Annotated in this window: 19 protein-coding genes; 8 read left to right on the top strand and 11 right to left on the bottom strand. The window is 63.4% G+C overall.

Going from position 1 to position 17,327, the window contains the following annotated elements; all coding sequences use genetic code 11:
- Position 1: 1 nt before the first annotated feature.
- The 7 genes from F2P44_RS18420 to F2P44_RS18390 form a co-directional block, all read right to left on the bottom strand.
- Positions 2-619 carry a GbsR/MarR family transcriptional regulator gene (locus F2P44_RS18420; RefSeq protein ID WP_167088511.1) on the bottom strand — a complete coding sequence of 206 codons (618 nt, stop codon included), beginning with the start codon at positions 617-619 and terminating at the stop codon, positions 2-4.
- A 204-nt stretch (positions 620-823) separates the two neighbouring features.
- A complete protein-coding gene (locus F2P44_RS18415; RefSeq protein ID WP_167088510.1) occupies positions 824-1,612 on the bottom strand; it encodes a nucleotidyltransferase domain-containing protein in 789 nt (262 codons plus the stop codon).
- Between the two features lie 50 nt (positions 1,613-1,662).
- Complete coding sequence (locus tag F2P44_RS18410; protein ID WP_167088509.1) at positions 1,663-2,649, bottom strand: alpha/beta fold hydrolase; 987 nt, start codon at positions 2,647-2,649, stop codon at positions 1,663-1,665.
- A gap of 909 nt (positions 2,650-3,558) precedes the next feature.
- Positions 3,559-3,963, bottom strand: a complete 405-nt coding sequence (locus F2P44_RS18405) for a KGG domain-containing protein (protein ID WP_167088508.1) — start codon at positions 3,961-3,963, stop codon at positions 3,559-3,561.
- A 112-nt stretch (positions 3,964-4,075) separates the two neighbouring features.
- Entirely contained in the window at positions 4,076-4,630 is a 555-nt protein-coding gene (locus tag F2P44_RS18400) for a hemerythrin domain-containing protein (protein WP_167088507.1), read from the bottom strand.
- 33 nt (positions 4,631-4,663) lie between these two features.
- A complete protein-coding gene (locus tag F2P44_RS18395; protein ID WP_167088506.1) occupies positions 4,664-5,032 on the bottom strand; it encodes a phasin family protein in 369 nt (122 codons plus the stop codon).
- A gap of 209 nt (positions 5,033-5,241) precedes the next feature.
- Entirely contained in the window at positions 5,242-6,273 is a 1,032-nt protein-coding gene (locus F2P44_RS18390) for an NADP-dependent oxidoreductase (protein WP_167088505.1), read from the bottom strand.
- Positions 6,274-6,411: 138 nt separating this feature from the next.
- On the opposite strand from F2P44_RS18390, the gene purU reads away from it, so the two are divergent.
- Positions 6,412-7,281 carry a formyltetrahydrofolate deformylase gene (gene purU / locus F2P44_RS18385; RefSeq protein ID WP_167088504.1) on the top strand — a complete coding sequence of 290 codons (870 nt, stop codon included), beginning with the start codon at positions 6,412-6,414 and terminating at the stop codon, positions 7,279-7,281.
- A 28-nt stretch (positions 7,282-7,309) separates the two neighbouring features.
- On the top strand, positions 7,310-7,852 hold the full coding sequence (locus F2P44_RS18380) for a YaeQ family protein (RefSeq protein ID WP_167088503.1): 543 nt from the start codon (positions 7,310-7,312) through the stop codon (positions 7,850-7,852).
- A 131-nt stretch (positions 7,853-7,983) separates the two neighbouring features.
- Here the strand turns inward: F2P44_RS18380 and F2P44_RS18375 are convergent, their stop codons facing one another.
- Complete coding sequence (locus F2P44_RS18375) at positions 7,984-9,204, bottom strand: hypothetical protein (RefSeq protein WP_167088502.1); 1,221 nt, start codon at positions 9,202-9,204, stop codon at positions 7,984-7,986.
- A 349-nt stretch (positions 9,205-9,553) separates the two neighbouring features.
- On the opposite strand from F2P44_RS18375, the gene F2P44_RS18370 reads away from it, so the two are divergent.
- From F2P44_RS18370 to F2P44_RS18355, 4 genes are all read left to right on the top strand, one after another.
- Positions 9,554-9,955 (top strand): DUF2946 domain-containing protein, encoded by a 402-nt coding sequence (locus tag F2P44_RS18370; RefSeq protein WP_167088501.1) that lies wholly within the window; start codon positions 9,554-9,556, stop codon positions 9,953-9,955.
- A gap of 93 nt (positions 9,956-10,048) precedes the next feature.
- Complete coding sequence (locus F2P44_RS18365; protein ID WP_167088500.1) at positions 10,049-10,513, top strand: copper chaperone PCu(A)C; 465 nt, start codon at positions 10,049-10,051, stop codon at positions 10,511-10,513.
- Between the two features lie 31 nt (positions 10,514-10,544).
- Positions 10,545-11,006, top strand: coding sequence for a YcnI family copper-binding membrane protein (locus F2P44_RS18360; protein WP_167088499.1), 462 nt, complete (start codon positions 10,545-10,547; stop codon positions 11,004-11,006).
- Between the two features lie 9 nt (positions 11,007-11,015).
- A complete protein-coding gene (locus F2P44_RS18355) occupies positions 11,016-13,295 on the top strand; it encodes a TonB-dependent receptor (protein WP_167088498.1) in 2,280 nt (759 codons plus the stop codon).
- 4 nt (positions 13,296-13,299) lie between these two features.
- On the opposite strand, the gene F2P44_RS18350 is transcribed toward F2P44_RS18355, so the two are convergent.
- From F2P44_RS18350 to F2P44_RS18340, 3 genes are all read right to left on the bottom strand, one after another.
- On the bottom strand, positions 13,300-14,079 hold the full coding sequence (locus F2P44_RS18350) for a head GIN domain-containing protein (RefSeq protein WP_167088497.1): 780 nt from the start codon (positions 14,077-14,079) through the stop codon (positions 13,300-13,302).
- A 118-nt stretch (positions 14,080-14,197) separates the two neighbouring features.
- Entirely contained in the window at positions 14,198-15,088 is an 891-nt protein-coding gene (locus F2P44_RS18345; RefSeq protein ID WP_167088496.1) for an alpha/beta hydrolase family protein, read from the bottom strand.
- On the bottom strand, positions 15,081-15,674 hold the full coding sequence (locus tag F2P44_RS18340) for a TetR/AcrR family transcriptional regulator (protein ID WP_167088495.1): 594 nt from the start codon (positions 15,672-15,674) through the stop codon (positions 15,081-15,083). Before F2P44_RS18340 ends, F2P44_RS18345 begins: the two co-directional genes overlap by 8 nt.
- Positions 15,675-15,798: 124 nt before the next feature.
- Between F2P44_RS18340 and F2P44_RS18335 the strand changes: the two genes are divergently transcribed.
- Both F2P44_RS18335 and F2P44_RS18330 read left to right on the top strand, forming a co-directional pair.
- Positions 15,799-16,437: a class I SAM-dependent rRNA methyltransferase gene (locus F2P44_RS18335; protein WP_167088494.1), complete on the top strand. Its 639-nt coding sequence runs from the start codon at positions 15,799-15,801 to the stop codon at positions 16,435-16,437.
- Between the two features lie 40 nt (positions 16,438-16,477).
- Positions 16,478-17,071, top strand: coding sequence for a hypothetical protein (locus F2P44_RS18330; protein ID WP_167088493.1), 594 nt, complete (start codon positions 16,478-16,480; stop codon positions 17,069-17,071).
- Positions 17,072-17,327: the final 256 nt, after the last annotated feature.

Here is a 17,327-nt window from a genome sequence, read left to right as displayed (position 1 = left end):
CTTATTCGCCTTTGGCGCCGCTGTCGGCGGGCGTTGCGTCGGTGGCGGCCGGCTCGGGGGCGCGCTTCTTGCGGAAGGTGCCGCGCACGGTGTCGCCGACGTTGAGCAGGGTTTTCACCGTGGAGCCCATTTTCATCAGCGAGGTGAGGGTTTCGGGCGACAGGCGCTGCACGTCGTCGAACCAGGAGCTCGACAGCTCGATCAGGTTGTACATCTCGCGCATGCGCTCCTGGGCGACGCGGTCGGCGTCGGTGGCCGGCGTTTCGAGCAGGGCGTCGCGCAGCATCGACAGGGTCGGCTCGACTTCGCGGCGGCGGCGCTCCTCCAGCAGGGCCTTGAAGATGTCCCAGATATCCTTGGGCGGCTCGAAGTACTCGCGGCGGTCGCCCGGCTGGTGCAGCAGCTTGACCAGGCGCCAGGACTGCAATTCCTTCAGTCCCATCGACACGTTCGAGCGCGAAAACTGCAGATGTTCGGCGATTTCGTCGGCATTGAGCGGCTTGGCCAGTACGTACAGCAGGGCGTAAATCTGGCCCACGGTCCGGTTGATGCCCCAGCGGCTGCCCATTTCGCCGAAGTGGAGGATGAATTTCTGGGCAAGTGGACTGAGATTGGTCATGTCTATAGGTCTTTGGAAGTATTGAATTTTCAGGAATTACTGAAATTATAGAAGGTTTACGAATTACGTGCAGGCGGGCAGCTAAAATGGCGCCGGCGGCGTGGTCAAGCGCGTATCGGGAGGATTGGAAGGAGGTGATCGTGTCCGGATGTCAGGCTTGACATCCGGTTGGGGGGGCGTGTGCGCGGGGCGCGCGGGACGGCGTTATTCCTGCTGTTCGCGCAGGACGCTGTGGAACAGGGCGTTCAAGGCGGGCAGCGGCTGGGCCCGTGCGGCCGGCAGCGGCGGCACCGATTCCAGGCGCACCAGTTCCTGCTCGATGAAGTGATTCAGGCTGATAATCGGCTCGGACAGCCCCAGTTCGGGTGCTGCGCGTTTCTTGTCCAGCAGCGCGTCGATCTCGGCCAGCAAATCCGGACGGTGATCGAGCAAGTGCAGCAGTTTGTGGAATTCAATGGGGGCGGCGGAGCCGTAGCGCTCGATCCAGTGCACCGACAGCAGCGCGCGCAACACATAAAAGTATTTTTTGAGCGGTACCTGCGCGCCGCTCAAATGATTGGCGTAATTCGTCTTGGCCATGCTGCGATAGTGATAAATCCCGCGTTCGGTCGAATACAGGGCCGGCAGCAGTTCGCGCGCGCCGGCGCCAATGCCGCCGGTCTCGATATACGATATCGGCGACTGGATCCACTCCACCATCGCCGGATTGGTTTTCCATAGCAGGCGCAGCGCCTTGCGCAGGTCCCAGCCATTGAGGTCGATATCGTCGACGATCGGATATTCGATCACGTCGCGCCGCTCTTCCAGATCGACTGCCAGATACCAGTCGGCCTTGCGCGCATAGATAAAGCGCACGTCGTAATCGCTGTTGGGTGAGGCAAAGCCCCAGGCGCGGCTTCCCGATTCAATCGCGAGCAGGATGCGCACGCCTTCTTCCTGCTCGGTACGCGCCAGACGGCGCATTATCTCGGCCCTCACCTCGACTGGGATCATGCTTGTTCCTTGTGTTTCGCAGGCGGATCGGTCCGCCTGCTGATGCCGCATTATGGCTTGATTTGCGCGAGCAGGTCCTTGATCGCCTTGATCACCGCCTGCGGCTTGTCGACCTGGATGATGTGGCCGGCGCCCGGCACCACCCGCTGGGTACTGCGCGTGGAGAGGGCGGCCATCTCCTGCTGGATGATGAAATTTTCTTTTTCGGTCGCCTTATTCAGCTCGCTTTGAGGTTTGCCGGGAATCGCATACGGCGACACGCCGCGCGTCAGTACCATCAGCGGCAGGTCGCCGAACGGCCGGCGCGCCGCGCGCAGCTGGGCGTTGCTGGTCTCGAAGGCGTCTTCCTCGGCATTGCGCGCACGCCAGTAGGCTGGGGAGGTCAGTGAAGCGAGGTAAGCGGCATTCAGGGCGCGGCCGAACTGCGGCTGGAAGCCGCCAGTGCAGTTAGTGAACAGCTCGCTGCCGGGAGCAAAGCCTTTTTCGGACTGCGTCGCGCAGGTTTTTGAATACTCCGCCTGCATCGCATTCATTTCCTTGAGTTTGCCTTTCGAGACGACATTGATGCGGTCCATTTCATCTTCATGCTGGGCTTCCACCAGCACCAGTCCCTGGACCTCGTTGGGGTAGCGGTAGGTGAACAACTGGATGTTGCCCCCGCCGAAGGAATTGCCAACCAGGACGTAAGGCGGCGCGATGCCAGCCTTGCCCAGCGCGGCGTGCAAGTCCTCGACCACGTTTTCCGAGATGTTGGGGCGTTCGGCCGGGTCGCTGAAGCCCAAGCCGGCGCGGTCGAAGATGCAGGCGCGCGTTTGCTTGGCGATCTCTGGCTGCACCGCGTACCAGACCCAGCCTGCCATGCCCGACGGCGAATCGAAGATGACCGTGTTCGTTCCCGAACCGCTGCAATACAGGTTCAGGCGCCGCCCGCCGATATCGACCATCTGGTTAGGGTGGGAAAACGCGAGCTGGGTATCCACCGCAGCGGGCGCCTGGGCAAAACTGGAAGCGCTGCAAGCTGCGGCGATGGCGATCATGGATATACGCAAGGCGAAACGTGGCATGGCAATCGGCTTTCTGGGTGGATTGGGGGGCCGCCAGCGGCGGCTTTCGGAGTTGCATCATAGATTATTTCGCCGTGTTTGAGGAGACGCGGGAGCTGCTATTCGTGAAAGCGCGCCATACTGGCGTTGATGCGCTTGCCATATGCATGCGGACGCGGCATGACCCGACACCGGATGCGCCGATACGTATATGCGCGCGAACATAGAGGGAGATGCGGGAAGCATCCGGCCCTCTTCATGCGCACGGCGGCTATGCGGGGATGTTGGCGCATCCTCACTATCTGTATATGTATGCGGGCGCAAAAACAGGGTGGACGGCAAGGGTAGACGCCACGATGGACGCGAAGATGGACGCGAAGATGGACGCGAAGATGGACGCGACGCTGGACGCCAGGATGGGACGCCAGGTTGAATGGCTTACTCCGGCGGCGACCTGTGCGGTGCGCGCGTGCACCCGCCGCATGGCGCGGTGTTGCCCGCGCAAACGGAGGCATGATGGACTCATCGAGACCCACTGTCTGCCCGGACAGCCAAATAGCCAAACAGCCAAACAGCCAAACAGGCGAGCAGCCGGGAAACCTGACAGGCTATAAGCCGGTGGCGGCGGCATGCAAGCAAGCCGCCATGAGAAGGCGGCGGCAAGCAAGCAAGCCGCTATGAGATGGTGGCGGCATGCAAGCTGCCAGGAGAGCCATCCCCGGCAATCCGGCAATCAGGCAATCCGGCGACCCGGCGACCCGGCGACCCGGCGATCCGGCAGCCTGCCGCCACAAGCTCGGCAAGCGCATCACCGGAACGAAAACACCCACTGGTGCCGTCGTCCCGGATAAGCAACAGCCGACACGAACCTGCCATGCCGGCCGGGGCCAGCGGACTTGCCGGTCAATCCGTCTTGTCCTTGTCCTTCTCCTTGCTCCCCTGGCGCGATCCTTTGGCAGCGGCGCCATCGCCGCCTCCGCCGCCGGCAGCGGCAGCGGCGTTGCGGGCCGCCGATTGGCGGCTCTCGCCACCCTTGCGTCCGATATCGGCCATGTGCTCGCGATTGCGGCTGACCGCCTCGCCGCCTTTTTGCCCGGCCCGGCGCGCTTCTTCGGAATCGAATTCGTGCGCCGTTCCCTTCTGGTGGGCAGCCTGGCCGCCCTTGCTGGCGATCTCGCGCTGCTGATGCTGATCCATGGCTGCGAAGCCGCGCTTGGCGGGACCCTGGCTACTGCCACTGCCGCTTTTTTGCGCGTTGCCGCCGGATGTGCTGTTCTTGTTGCCTCCACTTTCCTTACTTGTCGCCATGTCGTTCTCCTTGTTTGCTTCGGTATCGGAACCCCGCTCTCATGCGCTACTGACGCGTTACTGGGTATGTGGGTTAGAGACGTGCTCACTTTATAAGTTCCGTGGCGCGTCACTAGTTCGGTGGACGTGGTGGCCGGCGCGCGCCGTTGTGCGGTTCCATCGCGTCGACCGGGGCCGGCGGCGAGGTCAGGTCGTCGTCCAGTTCATCCTTGCGGGCCGACAGCCGTTCGCCCAGCTCGTCGAGGTCGACGCCCGACTGGCGCGCGGCGTCGAACAGCGCGCTTTCTTCCCTGTCGATGTGGTCCGCCATTTCCTCGCCCAGCACCGCCACCGTGGCGTCGAAATGGTCGTCGCCCGGGTACATCACTTCGAGCTGGCCGATCAGGTCGCGTGCGCCGGCGTGTTCGACCTCGGCTTCGTCGAGCAACTGGTCGTCATCGATCAGCGAGCGCAGCACCGGATAGAAAATTTCTTCCTCGATCATCGAATGGACTGTCAGTTCATAGCAAATGTCGTCGACCAGTTCAAATTTGCGTTCATCAGCGTCTTCGTCGTCACGCAGACGTTCAAACTCGCGAAAAAGGCTTTTGACCTTTTCATGGTCGGCTTTCAGCAATTCGAGCGCGTCGATCGCCGCGCCGCTTTTTGGCTTACCGTGGGTAGACATGGGTGAACTCCGTGTTGGGCTGTGTGCCGGTTTTTACTCCGGCGTGTGGTGGATATCGAGCGGGACGTGGGCCGCGCCATCGGCGCGGGCGCCGGGCGGGCGGGCCTGGGCCATCCGCGCGCCCGACAGCAGGCCGCCCAACTGCTGCTGGTAGCTGCGCAGGTGCTCGATGAACGGCGCCGCCTCGCTCGCGGCGACCACGGGCAGCTGGAAGGGGTAGCCGCACGACAGCATGGCGCGCCCGGCATTCACGGCATCGTCATTGAGTTGCCGCGCCAGGTGTACATTGAGCTCGCTCAGCCTGCGCAGCGCGTCGATGCCCGCGCGGGCCAGCTCGGTGAAAAAGTCCACCTGCATGTCGAACTGCGAGCGCACGGATGGTCTGCTTGAATAGGATGGCATGGCTGTCCTCGTCATAAAACATGGGAAGGGCGCCGTCGCGGTCAGGCGAACGGACGTCGAATGGGCATGTGATAGACGTGAGGGGACGGATCAAAGTTCCGCGAACATGATGCGCGGGCGCGTTCGGTCAAGCGGGGAGGGAGGGAGAGGGCCGCCGCGAACGGGCGGCCCGGGTGATCCGGGTCAGATCATTTGGTGCGGCGCGCGACTTAGGCGTCCGCCACCTTGAGCACGAGCTTGCCGAAATTTTTGCCTTCAAACAGCATCAGCAGCGCTTCGGGGAAGTTTTCCAAACCGTCGACCACGTCTTCGCGGCTTTTGAAGGTGCCTTCCTGCATCCACTTGGCCATGGCGGCCACGCCCACGTGATAGCGGTCGGCGTAGTCGAACACGAGGATGCCTTCCATGCGCGCGCGGTTGACCAGCAGCGACATGTAGTTGGCCGGGCCTTTCAATGGCGTGGTGGTGTTGTACTGCGAGATGGCGCCGCAGATGACGATGCGGGCGCGCAGGTTGATGCGGGCGAGCACGGTTTCGAGGATCTCGCCGCCCACATTGTCGAAGTAGATGTCCACGCCGTCCGGGCAATGTTCCTTCAGGCCATCCTTGACCGAGCTGTTCTTGTAGTCGATGCAGGCGTCGAAGCCCAGTTCATTGACCACGAAATCGCATTTTTCCTTGCCGCCGGCAATGCCCACCACGCGGCAGCCCAGATGCTTGGCGACCTGGCCGACCGTCATGCCGACCGCGCCTGCCGCGCCCGACACCACGACCGTTTCGCCGGCCTTGGGCTGGCCCGATTCGATCAGGCCGAAGTAGCCGGTCATGCCGGGCATGCCCAGGGTGTTGAGCCAGGTGGTCAGCGGCGCCATGGCCGGGAAAATCTTGTAGAGGCTGGCCGACTTGTCATCGGCCGCGCCGACCCAGTATTGCTGCACGCCGATGCCACCGGACACGGTGTCGCCCACGGCGAACTTGTCGGACTTCGATGCCACGACCACGCCCGCGCCGGCGGCGCGCATCGTTTCGCCGATGGCGACCGGGCGGATGTAGGACTTGCCTTCGTTCATCCAGCCGCGCATGGCGGGGTCGAGCGAGAGGTACAGGGCCTTGATCACGATTTCGCCATCGTTGATGTCGCGCACTGGTTCGGTGGTTTGTTCCCAGTCGCTGCGTTTCGGCATCCCGACAGGGCGGGCGGCGAGGCGGAACTGCTGGTTCATCAGTGCGGTAGTCGTCATGGCGAATCCTTGTGTGAGGGAGTGATTCGTCTACTATACCGCAATTCTGCACGAGCGTGCTTTTTTGTGATGGGCGGTTTTCCCTGACGCATGCGACAATACAAGGTTCGCAGTTCCCACGCCATCTACTACAAGACCATGACGCATCCAGAATACATCCTGACCCTGTCCTGCCTCGATCAGCGCGGCATTGTGCATCGTGTTTCGGGCTTCCTCGCCGAGCATGGTTGCAACATCATCGATTCGGCCCAGTTCGGCGATGCCGAATCGAAGCTGTTTTTCATGCGCGTCCATTTTGCGCTGGAAGAAGGCGCCGTCGGCGACGCCGCGCTGCGCGCCGATTTCGCCGCCCTGTGCACGCACATGGGCATGAACGGCCAGTTGCACGACGCTCACGCCAAGCCGCGCGTGCTGCTGATGGTGTCGAAAATCGGGCATTGCCTGAACGATTTGCTGTTCCGCTACAAGAGCGGCCTGTTGCCGGTGGAAATTCCGGCCATCGTCTCGAACCACATGGATTTCTACCAGTTGGCGGCCAGCTATAACATTCCGTTCCACCACTTGCCGCTGGCGGCGGGGGCGGACGCGGCGGCCAAGCAGGCGCAGGAAGCGCGGGTGCTGGACCTGATGCACACCCACAAGATCGACCTGGTGGTGCTGGCGCGCTACATGCAGATTTTGTCGCCCGGCCTGTGCGAGGCGATGCGGGGCAGGGCGATCAATATCCACCATTCCTTCCTGCCGAGTTTCAAGGGCGCCAAGCCGTACGCGCAGGCGCACCACCGCGGCGTGAAGCTGATCGGCGCCACGGCGCACTTCGTCACCGGTGACCTCGATGAAGGTCCGATCATCGAGCAGGACGTCGAACGGGTCGATCATGCGATGGATGCCGACACCCTCAGCGCGATCGGGCGCGATGTCGAGTGCGTGGTGCTGGCGCGCGCGGTGAAATGGTTTGTCGAGCACCGCATTTTGCAAAATGGCGACAAGACTGTCGTCTTCAAATAATTCAGAGAAGTTAAAGGCAGGCGTATCAATGGCACTTAAAGCGACGATTTACAAGGCAGAACTGCAGATTGCGGACATGGACCGCAATTACTACCAGGAGCACATCCTGACGCTGGCGCGGCATCCCTCCGAGACCGACGAACGGATGATGATCCGTTTGCTCGCCTTTGCGATTCACGCGAGCGAATCGCTGACCTTCACCAAGGGCTTGTTCGATACCGACGAACCGGATCTGTGGCAGAAGGATCTGACCGGCGCGATCGAATTGTGGATCGAAGTCGGGCAGCCGGACGAAAAGCGCCTGATGAAAGCGTGCGGCCGCAGCGAGCGCGTGATCGTGTACAGCTACAGCGCGACCAGCCATATCTGGTACAAGCAGATCGCCAACAAGCTCGAGCGGGCCAAGAACCTGACCGTGATTAATATCCCGGCCGATGCCAGCGCCCAGCTCGAAGCGCTGGCGCAGCGCAATATGCAGCTGCAATGCACGATCCAGGATGGCCAGATCTACCTGACCGACAGCGTGACCACGGTGCTGATCGAGCGCGAGGATTTCAAGGCCATGCGTTAAACCAGAGGTCACGCAAGGCACGCCAACCCGGGCCATTCTTGCCCCGGCATGCCTGTCCCTCTTTCCCGCGTGGGTGGGAAGTCATTTCTGCCAATGGCAGAAATGACAGATCCCGCTTCAAGGCTGCCGGGCTACTCGCCCGCGCCGCCATGTTTCGCCCGCGCTTGCAGCGCACCACCCGCGCCGCCTGCAATGGCTTCGATCATCCGTTCGGAATACACTTCGCCCTTCGCTTCGGAGGTTTGGATCATGGAACGCCACAGCGGCACGATATCGATGCCCAGCTTGTCGAAGCGCATCAGGCCGCACGCATATATGCCATCGAACGACGCTACCGAATTGCCGAGCTTTTCGCAGCTTGCCGATTGCTGCGCGCGATAGTTCGCGGCGCTTTGCGGGCTCCATATGCCGGTTTTCAGCAAGGCGTCGATGGCCATGGCTTCCGCGCCGCCCTCGTGAATCCATGGATCGTTCTCGCCGATGCCGCCGCGCGACACATTCAATTGCCACAGATGCGCGATTTCATGCGCGACGAGCCTGGCCAGCACTTCACGGTATGTCGGGTGGTCGGCCAGCAGCTTCTGTCCGTCGAAGCGGTAGGACAACTGCCCCATGACCGCGCCGCCTTTCATCGCCAGTCCCTTTTCCTCGAAACCGGAGACCGACAACATCACGAACACGCCCTCCTTGAGCGCGCGCCGGTAAGCTTTTTCGTAATATTCCGAGACCTTGGCGCCGACGTCCTGCGCCACCTCGCGCATCCACGCCGGCGTGTCCGGATCGAGCAGGAATTGCGTCGATCCCGACCGAACCGGCTGCGCCGGCCCGAAATACGCATAGCCGCGCTCTCCGCCGGGAACCAGTTTGTTCAGCGGCGGCGCAATCACGTTTTCCTTTGCCAGGCCTTTCAAGCGAATATCGGCCGACATCGCGAACGCTTGCTTGTCCTGATACGCGTTGCCCTGCAAGTTCCCCAGGAAAACCGCCGTGCCGCCATCCGTGAAGCGGTTGAAGGGCGCGTAGGACTTCGGCGCCAGGCCGTCGAAGGTGGTGATCTGGATGCTGGCCGTGGTGAATGGCTTGCCGTCGGCGCTGATGCGGTCGAACTGTGATGCCGGCTCGAGGCGCATCGCTGGCGTGAGCATTTTCCACGCCTTTTGCCGATAATCGCCGACCGTTTCAAGTTCGACTGCCGTTACCGCCTGCGAAAAGCGGTAATCGACGCGCCAGGTATCCTTTCCCACATGGCTCACATCGACCGTCACCGCAAGGGCGGGCAGTCCTTGCGCGTGCGAGGAGGGGGCAAGACATAACAGCGCAAGGGCGGCACACAGGCCCGCAAGACGATGCATCGGCTAACTCCTTGTTGGAAGAGATGAACATAAGTGGACCGCCAGCGGCGCCCCCGTCGCCACGTCCAGCCGGAACACGCCACTCTACGCGCTGTGCTGCGTGAGCAAACCCGGGGGCGGGCGGGGCGGCGACAGCAATGGCGGCGTCGGCGATGTGGCGGACGGGCGAGGGCATGGTCGTTTCTTGGTCGTGGGCGTTGACAGATACTACGTCAAGCGACACGAAAAGATTAAGCTTTTTGTAACCGTTGTTTTGATGGTGGATGGGCACATCGGCGCGCGCCGCCTAGTCCTTTTGCCGTCCGCGCTAGTCCCCCCGGCGCCCCCATCCCTGCGATATAATTCGCCCATGAAAACCAAGTCGACCAAGTGGCGCCTGCAAATCTGGATCGCGTGTATTGCGATCCTGATGAACGTGCTCGCCCCGTCGATGTCGCACGCGCTTGCCGCCGTGCGCGGTAACGCTCCCGATCCGGACATCTGCCTCACCAACCCCAGCGCACGCGCCACGCCCGGCGTCCAGGCCATCAGCCTGCTCGCCGGCCAGATGAGCCACACCGACGCCGGCATGATGGAAGACTGCGGCTACTGCCTGCCGCACGCCGGCACGTATTCGCTGATGCCGAACGCAATCACGGGCCTGGCCATCCTCGGTGGCCACGAGCTGCGTCCCTTCCTGTTCTACCGCGCGCCGCAACCCCTGCTCGCGCTCACCGCCGCCCCGCCGCGCGGCCCGCCCACGCTTCTCTGATAGCTCTTGCGGCGCACTGCGCGCCGCACCGTTGCGACGTCGCGCGCCTGCCCGCCAGGCCCACGTCACCAGACCTTACTTCAGAGAACGACCATGAAAAAAAATAGTTATGCGCTGCTCGCGTTGTATGCGCTCGCCTCATCCGCCTTCGCCCAGGTAAAAGTCGACGCCCCCTGGGCACGTGCCACCGTGCCGGTCCAGAAAGCCAGCGGCGCCTTCATGCAGCTGCGGTCGGCCAAGGATGTACGCCTGGTCGGCGCCAGTTCGCCGGTCGCCGGCAGCGTTGAAATGCACAAGATGGAGATGCGGGGCGACCAGATGAAAATGCAGCAGGTCGACAGCATCGCCCTGCCGGCCGGCCAGGCAGTCAATCTCGCCTCGGGGGCCTACCACCTGATGCTGATCGACCTGAAACGCCAGCTGAAAGCGGGTGACAGCGTGCCGCTGACCCTGATTGTCGAACACCCGAACAAACGACGCGAATCGATGACCATCGACGTTCCCGTCAAGCCGCTGAACTTTACCGGCCCACCCGGTGCGCACACCGCTGCCCACTGAACCTGACGCTACAACCGACTCGGACATCTCCATGAACATTCGCATTCTTTTCGCTTGCGTGGCCCTGGCCGCGCCGCTCGCCCACGCCCACGTGACGCTCGAACAAACCAGCGCCAGCGCCGGCACTTACCAAAAGCTGACCTTCCGCGTCGGCCACGGTTGCAAAGGCAGCCCGACCCACACCCTGAGCGTGACCCTGCCAGCCGGCGTCGAAGGCGCCAAGCCGATGCCCAAGGCCGGCTGGACCCTGTCCGGCACGGCCAAGCAGCTGACCTGGAAAGGCGGCCCGCTGGCCGACGCCCACTTCGACGAATTCGCCATGCAGGTCAAGCTGCCGGCCACGGCGGGCAAGTACTACTTCAAGGTCAGCCAACTGTGCGACGAAGGCCGCCTGGACTGGGACGCCATTCCCGACGCCAGTGGCGCCAGGCCGGCATCACCGGCGCCGGTGCTCGACATTCTCCCCGCCGCAGCCGGCGCACCCCACCACTAAGGGCTCGCCATGAACACCTTATTGACCAGCGTACCGGCGCTGGGGATCCTGCTCGCCTGTACCGCCAACGTGGCGCAGGCCACCCACACGCCAGCCACGCTGCCGACGGTGACCGTCAACGGCGGGCGTCCCAGCTCGCTGCCGACCCAGATCCCGACCACCATCGAGTCGATCAGCGGCACCCAGGTGGAGCAGCGCATCAACGCCACCGACAGCGAAGACGCGCTCAAATACTTCCCCAGCCTGACCGTGCGCAAGCGCTACATCGGCGACTACGACCACGCGGTGCTGGCCAGCCGCGCGTCCGGCACTGGCAACAGTGCGCGTTCGCTGGTGTACGCGGACGGCATCCTGCTGTCCAACCTGCTCGGCAACGGCGCCACCTTCACCCCGCGCTGGGGCATGGTCTCGCCGGAGGAAATCGAGCGCGTCGATGTGCTGTACGGCCCATTTTCGGCCGCCTATCCGGGCAATTCGGCCGGCGCCGTGGTCGACTTCCAGACCCGCATGCCGACCCGCCTGGAGGCGCATGTGAAGCTGTCGGGGTTCAGCCAGCGCTATCGCCAGTACGCCACCGACGCGCGCTTCGGCGGCGGCCAGGGCAGCGCCTCGGTCGGCAACCGCCAGGGCGCGTGGTCGTGGTGGGTGGACGTATCGCGCCTGGACAGCCGCGGCCAGCCGATCGTGTTCGCCAACAAGCTGGTATCGGCGGGCGTGAACAGCGCGGCCGGCCTGCCGGTGAGCGGCGCCGTGGCCGACAGGAATTCGGCCAACAGGGACTGGCTGATCATCGGCACCAGCGGCCAGTCGCACACGGTGCAGGATCACGCCAAGATCAAGCTGGCCTATGATGTGACGCCGGCGCTGCGCGCCAGCTACACGCTGGGCTGGTGGGGCAACGACGCCCACCGCGCCGCCGAGACCTACCTGGTTGATGCCGCCGGCGCGCCGGTGTACCGTGGCGACGCGAATGGCTTCATCAACATCGGCGGCAAGCGCTATGAACTCAAGCCGTCGGACCTGGCGCCCAGCATCGGCAAGCTCGAACACCTGATGCACGGCTTCTCGCTCAAGCAGCACACCAAGGGCGTATGGGACTGGGAAATCGCGGCCAGCAAATACGATTACGCCAAAGACCTGGTGCGCACGCCGGTGGTGCCGGTCGCCAGTGTCGGCCAGACAGGCCGTGGCAACGTGACCGACATGGAAGGCAGCGGCTGGACCACGCTGGCGCTCAAGGGCATCTGGCGCCCGACGCCGGCCCACATCGTCGACATGGGCGTGCAGAGCGACAGCGCGGCCCTGCGCACGCGGGTGTTTTCCGCCAGCGACTGGATCAGTGCCGGCAACGGCACCACCGTCTCCACCTTCAACGGCAATACGCGCCTGCAAAGCCTGTACGCGCAAGACACCTGGCGCTTTGCGCCGCAGTGGAAGACCACGCTCGGCATGCGCCTGGAGCGCTGGAGCGCGTACGGCGGTGAAGTATCGAACGCCGCATCGGTGGCGCCGCTGCCGTTCGGCGAGCGCGTCGAGACCAGCTGGTCGCCGAAAGCGGCGCTGGCCTGGCAGGCCACGCACGATTGGGCATTGAAGGCATCGGCCGGCCGCGCGGTGCGCAACCCGACCGCGGCGGAACTGTTCCAGGGCTCGATCGTCGACCAGCAGATCGTCAACCGCGACCCCAACCTGCGCGCCGAGCGTTCATGGACCGGCGAACTGACCGCTGAAAGGGTAACAGGCGATAGTTCGCTGCGCACCACCGTGTTCCACGAAACCACGCGCGACGCGCTGTACTCGCAGCCGCTGACCGGCCTTGTCAACACCGTGCAGAACGTGGACAAGATCCGCACCAACGGACTGGAAGTGGCATGGCAGGGCGACAATGTGATGGTGCACGGGCTGACCATCAACGGCAGCCTGACCTACGCCGATTCGACCATCGCGCAAAATCGCGGCTTTGCGGCCAGCGTGGGCAAACGCCAGCCGCGCGTGCCGCAGTGGCGCGCCAACCTGCTGACGACTTACCATCTGGGACAGGGCTGGGTGGGCAGCGTGGGTGTGCGCTACAGCGGCAAGCAGTACGGCACGCTGGACAACACCGATCCGAACGGCGCCACCTACATGGGCGTGTCGGACTACCTGGTGGCCGACCTGCGCGTGCGCTACAAGATCAACAAGCAGTGGAGCGCGGCGCTCGGGATCGATAACGTGAACAACACGCGCTACTGGGCCTTCCACCCGTACACCCAGCGCACGGCGGTGGCGGAACTGCGCTTCGACCTGTGAAAAATCAGCGTTGCGGCGCGTCGCCCAGGCGGCGGGTGTTGCCGGAGCCGGCCACCGACTTGCTCACTTTCGGGTCGCCGTAGTATTTGACTTCGCCCGAACCGGCAATCGACGCGTTCAAGCTGTCGCTGGCCCATACGATGGCCTCGCCGGAGCCGGCCACGCTGATCTTGGCCTCGCGCGCCTTGACCTTGCCGATGTTGACGTCGCCCGAGCCGCCGATCGAGATCGACGCCTTGTTCAGCGCTCCGCTGCCGCTGGTCAGGCTGCCGCTGCCGCCAACGGCGATGACGGCGTTGTCCGCTTCAATGCCCTTGACGACGATCGAGCCCGATCCACCGACATTGATGCGCACCTTGTCGCCGCGCAGGGCATCGGCATCGATGCTGCCCGAGCCGCCGATCGATATGTGATCGAGGTTCTTGGCCTGCACCACGATCTTCATGGTGCGGGTCTGGAGGTTCAGGTTACGCTTGTTGGGACGCAGCTGCAGCGTGCCGTCTTCGATCACGGTTTCCACCAGCGGCAGCAGGTTGTCGTCGGTTTCGATGGTGACGCTTTCGGTGTCGCCGATGCGCACTTCCACCTTGGCCGGAAGGCTCAGCGCCAGGCCGGTAAAGTGCCCCAGCGCGCGCGTCTGGCGCTTGATGATGGTGCTGCCCTGGACCTTCTCGCCGCTGAACCAGTCGCCGGGCGCAGCCTGGCTGGCGGGCAGCGCGCACGCGAGGGCGGCGGCCAGGATGAGGTGGCGCAGGGGGAAACGGGTAGATGGTGCTCGGGTCATGGCGGCTTCCTCTTGTATGGATGGTTGGACAGGGTTCCTGACCAGCATACTAGGCAAGCGGACGGCGCGCAGCGCGCCGTTTGCGACAAACTGCAGCGCGCGCCGGACAGACTGCGGTTTAGCGCGATGGACTGGCCGGGGGAATCCGGCCATGCTGTTCCAGCCAGCCGAGCGCCCCTTCCCACAGCGGCTTGCAGTGGGCCTTGAAATAGCCCATGTGGCCGATCGGTCCCAGCCCGGCCTGGCGCGGGTCGATGTCGGTCGCCTGCCAGCCGGCGTTGCGGTAAGCCGACATGAAGGCGTTGCGGGAGGGCGGGCGCGCCCACAGGTCGTCGAGCGCGTTGCAGGCCATGATCGGGCTGCGCACGCTTTCGTAGGACGCGGCGATGTGCTTCATCTCCGGGTCCTGGAAAAAATAGCGCGGAAAGGTACACCAGCGCTTCCACTGGCGGTACACGTCGACCGGCAGGTCTTCGCCCATGCCCATCCAGTTCCACGCAAGGTAACCCTTGACGCGCACGATCAGGGGGCCGAGCACGCGCCACATCAGCAGCACGCGCAGGCGCTCCATCGGCGGCATCCAGCCATGCCAGCCGGCGCCGGTGGCGAAGGTGTACAGGCCGTCGACCTTGTCGTGGTTGGGCAGCAGGCCGAAGGCATGGCCGCCGTAGGAGTGGCCCACCATATATAGAGGCAGTCCGGGTTCGTTCATGGCGTCGACGGCGGCGGCCAGGTCCTGGCGGCCCCAGTCCAGGTAATCCATGCGAAAGCCCTTGAGCGTGGCCGGTCTGGACAGGCCGATGCCACGGTAATCGAGCGTCATCACGTTGTAGCCGCAACTGCTGGCGTACTGCGCGAAGCGGCGGTAGAAGCCCTGCGGCACGCCGTTGGCGCCGGCCACCACCAGGTGGCCGCGCGTGGGTCCGGCGGCCGGGTAGCGGAGCGCCGCGATCGGGTAGCCGTCGGCGGTGGTGAGGGTCAGGGATTGGGCATTGGCGGGATTACTCATGATCGGGCTCCTTGGGGCGCTGCAGCTTCAGGTAGGTGAGCAGGGCGGCGCTGACCAGCGCCATCGGTTCCGGCGTGCCGGCCACGCGCGCTTGCAGCAAACCGCCTTCGTAGGCGGCCAGCAGCAGGGCTGCGGTGGCGTGGGCGCTGGCCGCTTCGTAACCGGCGTTGACCAGGCCTGTGGCGATGCGGTCGCGCACGGCGGCGAAGCCCCTGGCCAGCGCGGCGCGGATCGCGACGTCGTCGGCAGTGGTCTCCAGGGCGATGGTGGCCAGCGGGCAGCCGCGTTCGTAGTGGCTGCCGTCGAGCCGCTTCTGGGCGCCGTTAATCCAGATCATCAGGGCGGCGCCCGGGTCGCCGCTGGCGGCCATGCTCGCTTCCATGCTGTCGCACAGGCGCGCGATGGTCACCTCGATGGCGGCCACCGCCAGTTCGGTCTTGCCTCCCGGGAAATGATGGTAGAGCACGCCCTTGGGGGCGTCGGCGGCGGCCAGCAGTTCGGTCAGGCCGCTGCCGTGCAGGCCGCGGCGCTGCAGGGCGTCGATCATGGCGCCGATCAGGCGCTGTTTGGCATCGCTTGTTTTCATGCAAACCATCCTATAGACCGATCGGTCTATACACAAGAAAAATGTTGCGCAGGTAGAGGAGGGGCTCTAAATGGGGCGGCAGGCGGTATCATGTGGTCTTGCAATGCATTTTCACTGGAACCACATGCTGATCATCACCATCAAACAGGGCAAGGAAAAGAGCCTGCTCGCCGGCGAGCCCTGGATTTACGCGTCCGCGATCGAAAAAGTCGACGGCAAGCCGAACGAAAAAATGAAGGCGGGCGGCACGGCCATCGTGCAGTCGTCGTCGACCAAATTCCTGGCGCGCGCCGCCTACAATTCCAAGTCGCAGATCCGTGCGCGCGTGTGGACCTTCGACGAAGGCGAGCCGGTGGACCACGCGCTGATCAAACGGCGCGTGAAAGCGGCGTTGGCCAAGAGCGCGGCGGCGGCGAAGAAGGCGCGTCCCGATCAGGTGGTCAAGCTGGTCAACGCCGAGGCGGACAACCTGCCGGGTTTGCTGGTGGAGCAGTACGGCGGCAAAGAGGGGTATTTGATTTGCGAATTCCAGGCGGCCGGCGTGGACGCGTGGAAGGTGCCGATCGTGCAAACCTTGATCGCGGAGACGGGCTGCCGCAATGTGTACGAGCGTGCTGATGAACTGGTGCGCAAGGGCGAGGGTTTGCCGTTCGTCGAAGGCGCGCTGGCTGGCGACGAGCCGCCGGATGAAGTGCCGCTCACCGAGAACGGTGTCAAGTTTGCGCTGGATTTGAAGACGGGCGAGCGCTACAAGTTTCGCTGATGTGTCGTGTCTCGAACTTGATGTCTTATGGAAACCAAAAATGATTCGCCTTCCTGCATTGCAGCGTTTCATATGCGCGGCGTTGTTTAGCGCCGCCGTTTTACCAACGGTTGCAAGCTGTGCCGAGCCGGATGAGCTGACCACGGCGACGCAGCGGTTTCTCGGACTCTTTCCCGCGTCGGAGATGCTGGCGCTGAACCAAAAAATGGTGTTGCAGATTGCGGTGAACATGGGTTCCAAAGTTCGCCCGGAATTTGTGAAGTGCATGAACGCTGCGATCGAGCCAAGCGTATTTGACGATGCGTCACTAAAACTGGCAAAAAGAAATTTCAAGGACGTTCAACGCTTGAAAGAGATCAACGAGTTCATGCAAAGCGCGGCAGGAATAAAGTATAGACGGCATGCTTTGAAAGTCATGGAAACAGGATTAAAACAGCTTGAGGCGGGTGAAGCGATCCGCGATGCGAAGCCGGCGGCCTTTACGGCTGAAGAAATGGGCGTCATCCAGGCTTTTGGAGCGCGTCCATCCTATGCTGAGTTCAGCCGATTTAGCGCGGATGTACAGCAGGAACTTCGAGCCGACGATCTGCAAGACGATAAGCTATGGAAAATCAGAGTGCGCTGCGACTCATGATTAGCCCGGTTCCGGTAGACAGCTTGGTCACGCACAGCACAAACATGCAGTGACTTTATGAGTCCGCTATGTGGGCGGCAGCTGCCTTTCGCCAACGAGTAGCATATTGTCGAGTGAAATGGCAACATTCGTTAAGGGTTGTCCGATGCCGGCCGCCGTCACAGACTCAAACTGATGCACGCAAGCGTCTCCGGCCGGCGTTGGGCAAGCCGCGAAGGAGGAAACCGCGGGATGTGTCGTTGTCGTCAAGCTGTGC

This window comes from Massilia frigida (genome assembly GCF_011682175.1).
GTDB classification, from domain to species: domain Bacteria; phylum Pseudomonadota; class Gammaproteobacteria; order Burkholderiales; family Burkholderiaceae_D; genus Telluria_A; species Telluria_A frigida.
This window is presented reverse-complemented; position numbering and strand designations above follow the sequence as displayed.